General features: G+C 41.9%; 11 protein-coding genes. 5 read left to right on the top strand and 6 right to left on the bottom strand.

The genetic code is table 11. The features are described 5' to 3' along the window. Nucleotides 1–54: 54 nt before the first annotated feature. On the top strand, nt 55–1,797 hold the full coding sequence (locus tag NYE72_RS10880) for an SGNH/GDSL hydrolase family protein (protein WP_076100814.1): 1,743 nt from the start codon (nt 55–57) through the stop codon (nt 1,795–1,797). Nucleotides 1,798–1,884: 87 nt separating this feature from the next. On the opposite strand, the gene NYE72_RS10875 is transcribed toward NYE72_RS10880, so the two are convergent. Next, complete coding sequence (locus tag NYE72_RS10875; protein WP_256717917.1) at nt 1,885–2,835, bottom strand: methylenetetrahydrofolate reductase; 951 nt, start codon at nt 2,833–2,835, stop codon at nt 1,885–1,887. Between the two features lie 239 nt (nt 2,836–3,074). On the opposite strand from NYE72_RS10875, the gene NYE72_RS10870 reads away from it, so the two are divergent. After that, a complete protein-coding gene (locus NYE72_RS10870) occupies nt 3,075–3,473 on the top strand; it encodes a cytidine deaminase (RefSeq protein WP_036689594.1) in 399 nt (132 codons plus the stop codon). 331 nt (nt 3,474–3,804) lie between these two features. Here NYE72_RS10870 and NYE72_RS10865 read toward each other — a convergent pair whose 3' ends face one another. The 4 genes from NYE72_RS10865 to NYE72_RS10850 all read right to left on the bottom strand — a co-directional run bounded on the left by NYE72_RS10865 (nt 3,805) and on the right by NYE72_RS10850 (nt 10,385). After that, nucleotides 3,805–4,176, bottom strand: coding sequence for an ASCH domain-containing protein (locus tag NYE72_RS10865; protein ID WP_076100816.1), 372 nt, complete (start codon nt 4,174–4,176; stop codon nt 3,805–3,807). Then, nucleotides 4,154–5,209, bottom strand: a complete 1,056-nt coding sequence (locus NYE72_RS10860) for an N-acetyltransferase (RefSeq protein ID WP_076100817.1) — start codon at nt 5,207–5,209, stop codon at nt 4,154–4,156. Before NYE72_RS10860 ends, NYE72_RS10865 begins: the two co-directional genes overlap by 23 nt. A 661-nt stretch (nt 5,210–5,870) precedes the next feature. Further along, on the bottom strand, nt 5,871–6,926 hold the full coding sequence (locus NYE72_RS10855) for a hypothetical protein (RefSeq protein WP_076100818.1): 1,056 nt from the start codon (nt 6,924–6,926) through the stop codon (nt 5,871–5,873). Nucleotides 6,927–7,727: 801 nt separating this feature from the next. Next, nucleotides 7,728–10,385: an adenosylcobalamin-dependent ribonucleoside-diphosphate reductase gene (locus NYE72_RS10850; protein ID WP_339211778.1), complete on the bottom strand. Its 2,658-nt coding sequence runs from the start codon at nt 10,383–10,385 to the stop codon at nt 7,728–7,730. Nucleotides 10,386–10,771: 386 nt separating this feature from the next. On the opposite strand from NYE72_RS10850, the gene NYE72_RS10845 reads away from it, so the two are divergent. The 3 genes from NYE72_RS10845 (at nt 10,772) to NYE72_RS10835 (ending at nt 14,757) form a co-directional block, all read left to right on the top strand. Further along, entirely contained in the window at nt 10,772–12,517 is a 1,746-nt protein-coding gene (locus NYE72_RS10845) for an SNF2-related protein (RefSeq protein WP_339211777.1), read from the top strand. Beyond that, on the top strand, nt 12,514–13,578 hold the full coding sequence (locus NYE72_RS10840) for a YqhG family protein (protein WP_036689447.1): 1,065 nt from the start codon (nt 12,514–12,516) through the stop codon (nt 13,576–13,578). Before NYE72_RS10845 ends, NYE72_RS10840 begins: the two co-directional genes overlap by 4 nt. A gap of 156 nt (nt 13,579–13,734) precedes the next feature. After that, on the top strand, nt 13,735–14,757 hold the full coding sequence (locus NYE72_RS10835; protein ID WP_339211776.1) for a hypothetical protein: 1,023 nt from the start codon (nt 13,735–13,737) through the stop codon (nt 14,755–14,757). 75 nt (nt 14,758–14,832) lie between these two features. On the opposite strand, the gene NYE72_RS10830 is transcribed toward NYE72_RS10835, so the two are convergent. Next, a complete protein-coding gene (locus NYE72_RS10830) occupies nt 14,833–15,021 on the bottom strand; it encodes a YqzE family protein (RefSeq protein WP_036689445.1) in 189 nt (62 codons plus the stop codon). Nucleotides 15,022–15,133: the final 112 nt, after the last annotated feature.

The raw sequence follows: 15,133 nt of genomic DNA, 5'->3' as shown, positions 1-15,133 counted from the left end.
TCGCAAGCGCATCCATAACAAGAAAAGCTTATACAAAAAGCGAGGATGATCAATATGAAAAACAATAACGGGATCATTACAGTAGGCAAGATTGAAGGTTCAAAGGCGCCCAAGGATCCGGCTGAACGCAGGAACGGTTTTTTTGTGCTCTACGAAACCGCGATTGAGGCGACAGCCCGGGCCGAAGGTCCACCTTCACAGGAAGTTTATCTGGAAGGTAACTATCTAATTGACAAGGCCAGATATATTGGCGGCGTCACTGATGAGACAATACTGGAGCTGCTAGGAAACTGCGTTGGATTTCGCAAATTGGTTCATAGTATTGGAGTGTCTGTGAGAAGGGATCCTGAGCAGAACGAGCCCATCTCTTTTCTATTGCAGAACTGGGGCAAAACCAGCAAATACGAAACAGGCAGCAGCATACGTGTGCCCTGTCCCCCCGACGGTTCTGAGATTCTCTTGAAGTTAGAGGATTTGGAATGGTCTGAAGAGGATGCGATGCTTGGCAAATTCGCCTTTGAATTTAAACATGAAGGGGAACTGGCCATTGCGAGTATAATTTTTTATTTGCATGACGGTTATTCTGTACCAGAGCTAGTCATTGAACCGCCCGTAGCGTTTGATTCTAACGAATACCGGGAGATCATTACCCAATCCTTGCTTCATCCGGGCAATAATAAAAGATTAAAAACTGCCATCCATAAGGCTATAAAAGGTGAGGATGTCACGATTGCTTATATTGGGGGTTCCATTACTCAGGGAGCAGGCGCTAAACCGATCCATACAGAATGTTATGCCTACCAATCGTATCTGAGATTTAAGGAATTATTCGGTACGAATGGTGGCGAGAACATCCATTTTGTGAAGGCTGGGGTAGGTGGAACACCATCCGAGCTTGGGGTCATCCGTTATGAAAGGGATATTCTCCGGGAAGGTTCTGTAACACCTGATATCGTGGTGGTAGAATTTGCGGTAAACGACGAAGGGGATGAAACGAAAGGCAACTGTTTTGAAAGCTTATGCCTAAAAATACTTTCCGCCGATAATAGACCGGCAGTAGTTCTCCTGTTCAGCGTGTTTATGAATGACTGGAACCTGCAGGAACGGCTCTCCCCCATTGGCCGGGCTTATAATCTTCCTATGGTTAGTGTAAAGGATGCGGTATCCGGGCAGTTCCGCCTAAGCAAAAATGAGGGGAACATCCTCTCGAAACGGCAATTTTTCTATGATATCTATCATCCTACTAATGAGGGTCACCGGGTGATGGCTGATTGTCTGGCTTATTTATTCTCCGAAACCCACAAAACGCTAATGGACGAAGATGATCTCCTATTGGATCAGCATCCGGTCATCGGGAATGATTTTGTGGGAACCCTCCTGCTGGACCGCAAAAGCCATATTGACGCAGGCAGGATCGAGGTGGGCGGATTTTCGGGGATCGATACCGATTTGCAGCGGGTAGAAATGGATGCCGATCCTTTCGGAACTCCGGAATTCCCTCATAATTGGATGCATTCAGCGTCTTCTGGGGAACACAGCTTCAAGCTGACGATAACAAGCAAAAATCTCATCCTCGTATACAAGGATTCTGGCAGCAGCGAATTCGGCAAGGCGAACATTTACGTCGATGGTTGTCTTGTAGTCACCGCTGATCCACATGAGAACAACTGGACACATTGCAATCCGGTAATTCTTTATCAAAATGAGGTTAGCGGGGAGCATCAGGTAGAAATCAGAATGGTGCCGGAAGATCAGTACAAGTCTTTTACTATACTTGGCTTCGGCTATAATGCTTAATGAGTTGACCCTAGTGGCATATAACCTAAAAAGAAACCCATGGTCTTTAAATGACCTGGGTTTCTCAATAATTTGAGGAATCTTTTTCTATTTAGTAGGCAGCTTTTTATCTAGAATGGCCTTTACATCTTTAACAAGCTGTACGGACGCTTCAATCTCCAATTTACTTGTTGAAACACTTTCAATACTGCAACCAATTGGAATCCCCTTCTCCAGCCCGAAATCTAGTAATTCTTCAAAGATTTTTTGCGATAGCTGGATTGATTTATCCAAAATATCATTCGAGTATTTTAACTCGTTTTCTAACCATCCCGGGATACTGATCCCTAACCACTTCATAAATTGTAATGTTTTCGCTGTGCCGCATGGTGCAAGATTAAATAAAATAGGAACCATCTCAAAACCGTTATTTGTATAGTAATAATATAAATCAGACAATAAATTCTTAGATGCCTCTACATTATAAGTTGCCTGAGTGATAAAAAAGTTGCACCCATTGTTGGTCTTTTCGACAACCCGTATATGCTCATCATTCTTTTTTATATGTCTTTCCGGAATGACAACCCCACCAAAAGTTAAATTACTATTTAACTGTTTACTTAGCTCATAAGCATCTGGTAAATTCAATTTCACCTCTTGTTTACTTGACGAAGCGCCCACATACACTGAAAATCTATCTTCATTGTCGTCAGTTTTAACCCAATCCTCGAACTGGGCTCTTGTATCATTACCGACGCACCGGTAAATTATCTTTGGGACCTCCACCTGTCTTAGATATTTATCACCATAGACAGCCGGATCAATCGTTGGTAAATAGGGATAAGGTCTTTCATGATCCACTCTGTCTACTTCTTCCTGAACGTCGTACAGAATTAACGCATCTAAATCAAGGTTTTTAAGTCTTTCAACCTGTTTCTGAGCGATTTCCAAGACCTTTTCTGGGGCGTGGCTTGCCTTCGGTGGTGTCATCCCATATGTTATAATACCCGGTTTTTTGCTCAATATTTTTTGTTTAAATGTATTCTCTGCCGCTCCCAAATTATAAAACCCCTCTACTCGTCGCTTTTAAGATAAGGTTACCATGGCAGGCTTAATATGTGTAACTTCTATTTACTATATCTAGTTATATTTTAAAGCTATGATTCCCTAATGATACTTATCGAGTAGTACATGTTGACAACCATTTGATGTGACTATAATATTAGAAGTCCTGCCAACCTTAAAGTTGGCGATAAGGGGACCGAAAGGTTCATTCTTATTTAAAAAGGGTGAGTATTATGAATAAAGAAGAATTAATGGAAAGCGCACGTAACACAAAGAAAGCTGCTTATGCCCCTTATTCTAAATTTCCAGTTGGAGCAGCCTTATTGCTTAAAGATGGAAATGTTATTAATGGAGTAAACGTAGAAAATGTATCTTTTGGTGCTACTAATTGTGCAGAGAGAACAGCAATCTTCACAGCTATTACAAAAGGCTATACTAAAGGTGATTTTCAGGCTATAGCTGTAGCAGGTGACACAATGGATTTTCTGCCGCCATGCAGTATCTGCAGACAAGTATTATCGGAATTCTGTTTGCCCGACATGCCTGTCTATTTAACCAATGAGAAAAAAGAAATCTTAGAGCTGAGTTTAAGGGATTTATTGCCTTACGCATTCAAAAATTTAGATATGTAAAAATAATTCCTCTCGTAGTGGAATAACAAAAACACGCGTACCTTTGTTAGACAAGTACGCGTGTTTTTTGTGTTAAAAAGCTTAGCTAGACACGAGTTCACAGACCAGACACACCGCGTAAATACGTTGTTACTTACCAAATCGCAATTCCAACCTTTACCACTATTATCGATCTCTATATTCGTTACTGTTCTTGCAGGGTAGAATAAATTCCACTGGACAGATTCGTTAGTTGTCGTTGGGTTTATGTAGCTTGGGCGAATTCGCCTCAAATAATTCTAGATTCTGTAAAAATATTCATTGATCCACCCTTACTAAAAAACTATAAATACTAAGATATATAACAGAATGACTGAGGGGCATGGAAAGATTTAAACTCAAGCTTAGGGTCTATTGACTTTTCATATCTTACTGGCTCAGTTATTTTTATTGCATATCCTTCTTGTCTATTTGCAAAGTATTCTTTAAAGAATAAATCACTGACGCCGCCATACTCTTTTGTTTTACTCCAAATTATCTCAGGACTATCAAATAGGATCGTATCAATTTTAAACTCTCCTACTATTCGCCCCTCAGGCATTGTTGAATATACGACAATGGTATCAACATTCTTTTTAAAAATGACTTTGCGATATTCGTATTTTTTTTCTCCACTAAATATTTTTTCTACATATTCAGGTTTAATCGATAACAAGACTTTCATAAACATCACCTAATGTTAGTATTTTTTCAAATTCCTGATCCGAAAGAGATATACAACCCCAATAATCTTTCTCATTTAACCCAACTTCTTCAACCAATTTTTTTCTAGTTAACCTTTTTCTAAAGGCAATATTATATGTCATTTTGATTATGTAGACGCGCCCTTTTTTATACCAGTATTCTAACAATTCAGAATCATTAAATACGGAGTAACTTTTACAATATTTCATATACAATTCTAGACTTGAAAACTCACGAGGGCTTCTAACTTCTTCAATTACGCAAATAGAAGTTGCAACAGATGTATACCAAGCAGATGTATTTTCTGTTTTGGTTCTGTAAATTACCAACAAATCCCCCTTTTTAACAGAAGCTAATCCAGGCATCGAGGAGAGATACACTTTATGTATGCTATTTGTATGGGAAACGTCCGATATGATATCAAAGCTCTCATTTTTCAAAATAGAATCCGGAAACAACTTAGTATGATATTTCGGTTTTATCGCCAACAAATGTTTAGCTTTATTTCTTGATATGACCAGTGGATAATCTTGTAGGGTATTATTAACTGTGTTTTTCAAATTTTTTGTTAATACTAATTCTTCACCTGCAGAAGATATTTTTTTCCCACTCACTTTAAATCCATATTTTTTAAAAGTTTCTACTAATTTTTGATGCTTTTCAAAAACAGTAACATAAATATTTAAGATGTCCTTAACAATGGCATAATCGAGAATTTTTTTTATAAACCGCTCTCCGAGTCTTGTGCCATGAGGATTAACTTTCATAGTTCCGACCTTTAACCAGAGTCCGCCATCGAGTATGGGCTGAACATCATTAATTGGACCTATTTCAGTCTTCATATATAGGAAGGCTTCCAGCGTATCTGATTCATTATAAAATACTTGGGCTATTTCATCCCCCTTTTTCTTAAACCATTGTTCAAATTCAGGATAATCCTCCTTTAGCGTTTCAAAGAAAGGATCGTTTAGGTTAATCTGATAAAATTTTTTAGGTTCAATAATTCCATTCATAACAACGCCTCCATGCATGGTAATATAGTCCAATAATACCAGATGATACATGCCGATTGTTGTCTTTTTTTTGTTGTCATAGACTAATGTCCCAAACAAACAATACATTGAAACAAATCAAACTCTAAAAATTTCTAACTAATTATTTAATTTTAGTATATCACTACTTACGCAAAACAAGAACTAACGTTCTGTATATAAGGTGCTTATTTTACAAGTAATTGAGAATTGTTAAGCAGCATTGCAATAAACCCAAACCTTCAAGTTTGGGTTTTATTGTAGTATGCATTTAAAATGACAATATGGTGCATAGTTGTTAATCTTCCAATTAATTTTGGTGAAAATATTCAGTTTTTTCAGCAGTCTCATCTCAATCTTCGTCCCATAAATTCATTGTCATTAATTGATTTTGGATCCAGTAATAAGCTACCATCCGAATAAATAAGAGTACCTTCTCTTCCTACTCTAATAAGCAAACGGTATGGGGAGATTAAGAATGTCTCAAGAATTGATTATTTTCAAAAAACTTTTTTATTTTTAGGGAATAGATTTATTAAAACTTACGTACTCGAAACAGAATAACCTAATTGAGGTATACTGAACCCCAATAATAATATTGAGGTTTTTGAGTGTCTACTTGAAGGGATATTACCAGAAGAGTTTATTTTCTTCGGGCTTTCTTTTTTGACATTTCAATCTGTTTAGATAGATCTTTATTGATTTGATCAAATATTTGACGGTGTATCCATTCATCATCATCAATATCTATGTGTGAAGCATGCAAGGAAACAGGGTTCTTTCCTAAACAGGGGACAGTCCTTACTGTCCCATTCCAAGTCTTTAGGAATACCTCGTTGATGTTCTGTGCTCCTGGAACATTCTGATACCCACATGCTACTCCATCTCTAGCAGGAGAACATTTAATTCTTCCAATACCAGTACAAGGTTCACCAGCAGTAATACCAAATTTTTGGTACCAATTTTTAATTATTTTTCCTCTTGGTGTATCACTTGATGTCATTGTATTGGTTGAACCATACACTGGATCAATAAGTGCCACAAAATTTGGAGGCGAAGTAACTCTTGATAACATAGAAGCTGCCCACCCTCCATAAGAGTGGCCAATAATAGCAAGATAGCTTGGTGTGATATTTCTAGTTCTTAATTTGATAGCTTTTAATATATCACTAATAAGAGGTGTGCCTAAAGGATTGGAATCATTATTTTTATTCCAACTAATATGAAAAATGTTATTTGGGTTTATACCTTTATGAGTTGATGTAAGTTTAGAACGCAAAGTATCTCGTAGTTTCGTCATACCGTTAGGACCAGTAACACCCCCTCCACGACCACTAATACAAACTATAACCACCCCCCCTGGATAGGGCAAGGTACCGTCTCTGCATCCAACGAGTCCTCCGATTTCTGTGAATGGGACTGTAACATATTCTTTGCGACCTTTCCTCCATCCAGGTTCTTCCCATACTCTTAACCCAATAATGGAGGTACTCGTTACCTGATCAACTTTAATGAAATATATATTATTATTACTAGCCTCTGTAAATCCCAGCCAATTAGTTTTGCAGAGCTCTAAAAGTCCTAATATATTCTCACGATCAAATGCTTGACGAAATACTCTTTTAGGAGCAACTCTTGGATGAACTAACGGCTTACTTAGCCTTCTGGATATTTTGCGTTTTGCAATTTTTCTTTTCATTAGATCCTCCTACAACTCGAATGCATTATAATATGAAACATTCAAATGGGGGGAGCTAGGTAAATGCGGATAAACAGAACTTGATTAGTTCTTCTAATACCTTTATGATTTTTCGTTAGTTTGTTACATTCGGTTTTCAGCACCCTATACATGTAACGGTTCGCCCCAAGTAAAACCATTTAGCTTATCACCATATATCCTTAAGAATTGGTTGCAATTCGGACAAATATCAACCAGCAAACAATCATAAAATGGACAAGTAGTTACAAGAGATAGATTCCATATTTTTTTATGATATCCGTTTTCGTTCAAGCACTTCAGACATATTTTTATTTTTGTTGTGTGGATTGCGTACCTGTATTGGAGGGATCTTCTTTAAACAGTTGTATCAAAGATTGGGGATATACAATTAAAAATATTTGGACATCAACATTCGTAAGTTCAGCTAAATTTTCTAATTGCTTCACATCAAGCTTATACGGTGAATACATTAAACTTTTACCATACAAAGAAGCTTTTTTAAAAAAAGATAATCATCGATTCATAATTTTCCTTTCAAATAATCAAGTAATGTACCCAGATAAACTCTCGTCTAAAAATGGCTTCGGTCGAATGAGTAACCTTAACTTACGACACCCCGCTTCCCAATAGAGCTTTATTCGCTTATTTAAAACAAAGGAGGTTGATAACAAACATGTCATCCCCTCCAATGAGTTAATATGCAGTTTGATGTATGTTTCTCATTATCTCATTTAAAATGAAAAATCACATTTCCCATAAAACACTTATTGGCTCTAACGTTTACCCACAACGACTATACCCGCAATTGCCACAAGTCTTACAGCCCTCAATATTAATCAGCGAGGCGCTGCCGCAGGATGGGCAAAGGTCACGGGAAGCCGTAGCATGGTTATGTCCATGATGACCACCATGTCCATCTTCCGTAGCTGACGGAACGCTCGATTTCAACTCCGCATTTAATGCTTCATTGAAATCCTCCAGCTCCAAAGTTGCCGCAATCGGAGCAGGTACATGATCATCATGAGCATTGTTCAGCACATGTGATTCCAGTGCCTTAGCTACAGCGTCAGCAATGGATTCAACCCGGTTCGCGCCGAAGCCGATAGCACCTGATCCGCCAATGCCTTTCAGATGTTTAATCAACAGCTCCACTTTCTCACCATGATCTCCGTAACGGAGGAACAAGGAGCAGACACGGCCTAATGCTTCAGCCATAGCAAAGACGTCAGAACCCGCTTTACCTACATTCAGGAAGATTTCAGCCGGTATTCCATCAAGGTCATTGATCGTAATATATGCCATCCCAAATGGTGTGTTGATTTTATAGGTAGCGCCGCGCAGAACCTGCGGACGTTTTTTGTATTGTTTATCCGCCTCTTTTGTAGTCACTTGAGGCGCTGGACTTGCTGCTACAACACTTGTACTCGCTTCTACAGTAGTTGTAGCTTCTTCTGCCGCAACCGGAGCGGCTTCTTTTTTGTCTTCCTTCTTCGTGGTTTCCAGGACTTGAACGTCACGGCTTCCATCGCGGTAGATCGTAACACCCTTACAACCTAGATCAAAGGCCATTTCATATAGCTCTGCCGTCTCCTCAACCGTAAAGTCAGACGGGCAGTTCGCTGTTTTGGAAATAGAGCTATCTACCCAGCGTTGGATCGCTGCTTGCGCACGGATATGATCTTTAGCTGACAGATCCATCGAAGTTACAAAGTAGTCCGGTAGCTCTTCACCCGGATGAGCTTCCAGCCACTCTTGAGCGATTGGAACAAACTGTTCATCATAGCCAAGACGACTTTGACGGAAATATTTAAAGGCAAAATAAGGCTCAATTCCCGTAGAAGTACCTACCATTGTACCTGTACTACCTGTAGGTGCTTGTGTAATCACTGTAACGTTACGCATACCATGTTCACGAATCGCTTCGCCAACCTCTGGATACGCTTCGACTATATTTTTCATAAAGCCGCTCATTAGATATTTCTCAGTATCAAAAGCTAGGAAGGAACCCTTCTCTCCAGCAATTTCTGCCGAAGCAAGGTAGGCTTCACGAGCCATAAAGCCGTATAGCTTGTCCAGAAACTCCAACGATTCCGGGCTGCCGTAACGGATGTTCAATTTAATCATCAGCTCCGCCAATCCCATGGTTCCGAGACCCACGCGGCGTTCCTTTTTCTGATTCGCTTCATTTTCCGGGAAATGATAAGGTGTTTTATCAATTACATTGTCCAGAAAACGGACCGAATAACGGGTTGTAGTCGCAAGATCTTCCCAATCTACATCATGATTTTTCTCATCGTAGAACTTGGACAGGTTCACCGCAGACAGATTGCAGACTCCCCAGCCTGGCAGTCCTTGCTCTCCACACGGATTCGTACAAATAATCGGGTTGAAATACCAGCTATTAGACATCTGGTTATAGTATTCCATGAATACGACGCCCGGCTCAGCGGATTTCCATGCCGATTCAATGATCGTACGCCACACGTCACGCGCTTTTACGGTGCGATAATGGATAACGTTTTTGCCGGCAGCTTTCCACTTGTCGAGATCGCCATCCCACATTTCGTTATATTCAGGATCGGTTGTATCCGGGAATACGAGATCCCAGTCCAGATCTTCTTTTACAGCCTTCATAAAACCATTGCTCACACATACCGAAAGGTTAGCATTAGTGACTTGGCCCATCGTTTGCTTCACGGTAATGAAGTCCTCAACATCGGGATGCCAGTCATTAATCATTAGCATGAGCGCACCACGACGGCTGCCGCCTTGCTCAATAAGCCCCGTAGTATAACTAAACAAACCGCCCCAAGATACGGAACCACTGGATGAACCATTAACCCCTCTAACAATCGCACGACGAGGACGCAATGAAGACAGGTTAATGCCCACCCCGCCACCACGGGCCATAATCTCCGTCATTTCAGACAATGTCTGCATGATGCCGCCACGGCTGTCTTTTGGAGAGGGAATCACATAACAGTTGAACAATGTTAATTCTTCACTAGCACCTGCACCAGCCGCAATACGTCCACCCGGTACAAGCTTCCAATCATCCAGGATTGAACGGAATTTGCCTGCCCATTCTGCTTGAAGCTCAGGTGTCTTCTCTACAGAAGCCATCGCTGTGGATAGACGGTCCCACATTTCCTCAGGAGTTTTTTCTATATTAAGGGTCAACTTTTCAACATCCGATTTCACAAGCTCGCCACTGCGTGTCTTTACAGTTACAATTCGACCACTGCGCTCCACAATTTCTCCGACTTCCTTAGTTGGAAACTTCGGATCATCTTTGGTCAGCACCAATACAACGTCGCCTACTTTAGCATTGTTGCTGTCTGCATCCTTCCAAGCATAACGATCCAAAAATATTTTTTCACTTAGCCCTTCAAGGCGTTGCTTACGTTCCACTTTACTCAATAAAAAAACCTCCCGCATGTGTAGTAGATATCAGTTTCCGGTCCAAGGTATGGGCCCACAACAAAAACTCCCTTACCATCCTCCGCTGCTTAACAGGTGTATGTAGGAAGCTCATCTTGTCAATAACAAATACCAGCTAAGCACTCTATAAAAAATACATATTCAAGCTTTTGTCACAATATATTGTGTGCGTCAGCTTTTAAACTATACCACATATTGTATCGAAGGTCTTATTCGAAAATAGAGTCAAGTTGCCGAATTATCGCTAACGTTGCTGCTTTTTCTCGCTCTTGCTCTCTTTTTTAAAGGCTATCGTGAAAAATAGGAGGTTATGAATTCTCTCGTTTACGAGCATACTACTCTTACGAATGGTGATATAAATCCGAGCTTGAGGAGGCTGCATTATGACGCAATTATTCCGTAATTCTCTACCCCAGCAAGGGGGAACACCCGCGCCGATACTGCCTGTTCCTCTTTCTTTTGACCGGAATTGGTTGCAAGATCTGGAGCTCAAATTGGAAAAGGGCGGCCCTTGGGGAGACTACCGTTTGTCCAAGCTTGCCGTACAAGGAGAAGAAACAGGTCTAGTAACGAGCTTCGATGAGCTGCAATGTATGAAGCATTTATCCGGCTTGTCCCCTCTTCCCCATCAGCTGGATACAGCGCATAAGGTTCTGTTCGAAATGTCAGGCCGCGCAATTCTTGCAGATGAGGTTGGACTGGGCAAGACCATTGAAGCAGGACTGGTGCTCAAAGAATATCTCGTACGCGGTCTTGTCTCCAAAGTGCTTATTCTCGTACCTGCTTCTCTAGTATTGCAATGGGTTCGTGAGCTGAATGCGAAATTCGGCATCACTGCTGTCGCTCAGAAAAAAGCCTATTCCTGGGGTAACGCCATAGTCGTCGCATCGATGGATACCGCAAAACGCGATCCGCATAAGGAAATCCTGCTGGAAAATGAATACGATATGTTGATCATTGATGAAGCTCACAAGCTGAAGAATAAAAAATCGACCAATTATCTATTTGTACAGCAATTACGCAAAAAATATTGCCTGCTGCTCACCGCGACTCCCGTTCAGAATGATCTGGGCGAACTCTTTAATCTGATCACTATACTGAAGCCGGGGCAACTTGGAAATCAGGGCGATTTTTCCTCGAATTTCGTGGTTGATAAACGCCAGCCCAAGAATGAAGGTCAACTGCGGGACGAGCTTTCGAAGGTCATGATCCGCAATCGCCGTGGTGAAGGTCCAGTTAATTTCACGAAACGAAAAGTCCGTAATATTCCCTTAGTTCTCTCCCAAGAAGAGAAAGATTTGTATAACAGTGTTACTTCCTTTGTCAAAGACCAGTATCAGGAATCCGGCGGCAATCTTAGCAGCATGCTTTCTCTGGTAACCCTTCAACGTGAGGTGTGCAGCAGCCGGGATGCCGTTTTTATCACTTTAGTTAATTTGATCAAAAAGCTGCCTACGGATTCACCAAAAAGAGACCGGATGATGGAGCTACTACAAACCCTCCGTACTGTTAAAACAAACACTAAAGCTGAAACAACCTTAGCACTCATTCAAGAAATGAATGAAAAGGTCATCGTCTTCACGGAATATCGCGCAACTCAAGAATATTTACTGCAGTATTTCCGTGAACATGGGCTGATGTGTGTCTCTTATTCCGGCGGAATGAACCGTGGCAAAAAAGATTGGATGATGGATCTTTTCCGCGGCCGGGCTCAAGTTATGATTGCTACGGAAGCCGGCGGAGAAGGGATAAACCTGCAATTTTGCCACCATATGATCAACTTTGACCTGCCCTGGAATCCCATGCGCGTGGAGCAGCGTATCGGCCGTGTCCACCGGTTAGGGCAAGAAAATGACGTAGTGATCTACAACTTGTCTACTCAAGGCACGATTGAAGAACATATCCTGCATCTGCTGCATGAGAAAATCAATATGTTTGAAATGGTGATTGGCGGGCTGGATGTAATCCTGGAACGTTTTGAAAAGAAGGAATCGCTGGAGAAGAGTTTATACAAAATCATGCTCGAATCCCGCTCCGACGAAGAATTGCGGCATGAGCTGGACCATATTGGTGAATCCCTCAGTGAATTGACACAGGGTATTAAAAAAGAAAGTGGGACTGCGACATGACCCTCACCGCACAGGAAGTACGCAAGCATGTGATGGACTATCTTGAAGCCACTGAATGCTCCATCATTGAGGCTTCGCCCCTTCACGTAACTGTGAAATTATCACCTAGAGCTGACAAAATGCTCACCGACCGGCCGTATTATTGGGGATTCGTGGAGCGCACAGGTGTAGATCCTGAGACCCTTTCTTTCACCTTTGTTTTTGATCCGGAAAAATACGACAGTCAAGCTGCTGTAGAGGTTCCCCCCATTGCAAATCGTAGTGCTGGCATTTTGAATCAAGTTGTCACCGGAAGCCTAACTACAGGTGTAACAAACGATGCAGAGGCCAGCGCTGACTTACTCGAATCCGCCTCCCCGGGCTCAGAAGCAGTGAATGCTCCATCTACTGACCCGGAGGAAAGTATCCTAGCCCGCTACTTCGGCATTGTGCCGGCACTCCCACGAATTGGACCCGGGATGATCCGAAGAGAGGATATTATTTACGGAAGCAAGCGATTGCAACAAATTTGGAACGCCGCTAGGGACGAAGGGAAATGCCTTTATTTATTTGAGGACCCGGGCAGCAGGCAGCGAAATACGCTGTTCTCTGCCGCTTACGAACCATGGCTTAGTGTCTGCTATAAAGTGGAGATGAGCTGCGATTTGAAACGTGAAGAACTCCATTATCTTGGCATCTCCCTAACAAAGGGAACCATCATTGATGACTTTAATGCAAAAGTTTCCACAAAAGAGATGATGCCACGCTTGCCGGAAAATGTGCATATCCAGCCTTATGAAATGACAGTAGCAGCCGCTACCGAACTATTGGAAACTCATCTAACCGCTCAGCTAGCCGAACTGGACTATACTTGGGCAGAACAGGCGCGTGAGCGGCTAAGGGTTGAGCTGGACATCATTGATGTCTATTATGGAGAGCTGTTGAAGGAGCCTGATGAAGAAAAACGCCTAGCGACACAAGAACAGTATAACCGTCGTCGCCAAGAGACCATTTGGCAATATGAGCCGCAAATCGCAGTTTCTGCGGTAACCTATGGACTGTTTCATCTGCGGAGCCTATAGAATGCGACCCTACTCGCTAAAAGCAGGCAAAAAAACAAGAGAACTTCCGCCTTCCGGCGCGACAGCAAGCAACAGCCTTTTTATAGCTTGTCCTCTACAATAAAAAGGAAGCTTATACTTTCTGATATTTCATAACAAAGAAAGGTGAACGACGCCATGAAAATAAGTGTACGGCGGAGGCTGCTTCTTGCAGGTCAAAGCTGCTTCCTCCTGCTTCTATGCATCGGACTCATCACAACGAGCTCCGGTTCCTCTTCTGCGCTTGCCGCTTCCAGAGTAAGTGTAGTTGATTCAGTCTCACAGGATTTGATACCTGTACTGCAGATGGATATCTTACCTTCACCCGGTACGGTCCAAGAATTCGCCAAGAGTACACTGAACAAGCTCGCAGCAGAAGCTCCATTTACAGCCTGGAAGGACGCAGGAATAGAATATTATCCTCTGGGTCCAGGTACTCATAGCTGGCTTGTCAACGTTATGAAAGGTGAACAGCGGATCGGTTACATGATCATTTCCGCTACGGATCAAGGTGGTTATATGCTTAGCGAATATGGAGCTGGCACTTACGGTCTCCCCTATAGTTTATTAGAACTGCGCCAATTTTTGGTGCAGGAAGGACTTATACCTTCATCTTTTACAGGCAAAATAAAACTTACAGCCTTATATGCACCACTTCTACCCGTATGGAAAATCTCCATTGACGATAAGACGATTTTTATCAATGCTTCCGTACCCCAAGTTTTACCATGGACGCTCAGTAAAGCGGAAGAAGTGCTTAAAGGGCAGCAGACAGAAACGGATGTAATCACTAACTTAACTACTGACCTGTCGCCGCTTTCTGCCTATCAAAGCGGGGGAACAGATGATCCTTATAAAGATATCATGTGGTTGACCTCCCCAAAACTGCTTGCTGTAGGCGGTGACAATATCGCCGCACTGATTCGTCCCAAGGAAAGTATCGCTTATCAAGCCGCTGGCCGAAATGATATCGTAGGGGCCCCTTTTATGATTACAGGTTATCAAAACTGGTTGCCTGCTTCGAATAAAACACAAGCAATAAACAACATGCCTACCGTTTACGCAGCATCAGGGCTAGAAGGAAGACGGTATTTGCCACTCACTGCCTTGCAGGCTATCGGAACACTGCACAAGCTGCCCGACAAAAATATCTATAAATAAACATAATAAATAACCTTCTGCTGCCACCCTCGATTAGGCACTGGAAGGTTATTTGTTATTTGTTATTTGTGATATTCAATCCTTATCACTGTGGCTCCATTTGCTTCGCCAGATCGACCAACCAAGCGGAAGCATACCGAACCATTTCTGTGACCACGGCTGCTTAGTAGCCGCTCTTCGAGCATGAATGGCACGCGGATCCTCGATATAAACAACTACCTTCTCAGTGATATACTTTACAAGCTCATCGCCGCCGGAAGCCATTTGTAACACCTCCTACATTATAAGTGAATTAAGATAACCAGCGTCGTTCCATGCTCTTAGTGTGCACCAGCGAGCATATATCTAAACTCTTGTCCCGGATTGTTCGAATAGG

Origin of the sequence: Paenibacillus sp. FSL L8-0333 (genome assembly GCF_037965665.1) — a bacterium.
GTDB lineage: Bacteria > Bacillota > Bacilli > Paenibacillales > Paenibacillaceae > Paenibacillus_AQ > Paenibacillus_AQ odorifer.
The sequence above is the reverse complement of the archived record's forward strand: the minus strand, read 5'-3'. Positions and strand labels throughout refer to the sequence as shown.

Excerpts from the sequence above, each read along its gene's own strand:
- NYE72_RS10840 (WP_036689447.1), top strand. The coding sequence starts at position 12,514 with ATGACCCTCACCGCACAGGAAGTACGCAAGCATGTGATGGACTATCTT.
- NYE72_RS10880 (WP_076100814.1), top strand. The coding sequence starts at position 55 with ATGAAAAACAATAACGGGATCATTACAGTAGGCAAGATTGAAGGTTCA.
- NYE72_RS10835 (WP_339211776.1), top strand. The coding sequence starts at position 13,735 with ATGAAAATAAGTGTACGGCGGAGGCTGCTTCTTGCAGGTCAAAGCTGC.
- NYE72_RS10845 (WP_339211777.1), top strand. The coding sequence starts at position 10,772 with ATGACGCAATTATTCCGTAATTCTCTACCCCAGCAAGGGGGAACACCC.
- NYE72_RS10850 (WP_339211778.1), bottom strand. The coding sequence starts at position 10,385 with ATGCGGGAGGTTTTTTTATTGAGTAAAGTGGAACGTAAGCAACGCCTT.
- NYE72_RS10860 (WP_076100817.1), bottom strand. The coding sequence starts at position 5,209 with ATGAATGGAATTATTGAACCTAAAAAATTTTATCAGATTAACCTAAAC.
- NYE72_RS10870 (WP_036689594.1), top strand. The coding sequence starts at position 3,075 with ATGAATAAAGAAGAATTAATGGAAAGCGCACGTAACACAAAGAAAGCT.
- NYE72_RS10855 (WP_076100818.1), bottom strand. The coding sequence starts at position 6,926 with ATGAAAAGAAAAATTGCAAAACGCAAAATATCCAGAAGGCTAAGTAAG.
- NYE72_RS10865 (WP_076100816.1), bottom strand. The coding sequence starts at position 4,176 with ATGAAAGTCTTGTTATCGATTAAACCTGAATATGTAGAAAAAATATTT.
- NYE72_RS10830 (WP_036689445.1), bottom strand. The coding sequence starts at position 15,021 with ATGGCTTCCGGCGGCGATGAGCTTGTAAAGTATATCACTGAGAAGGTA.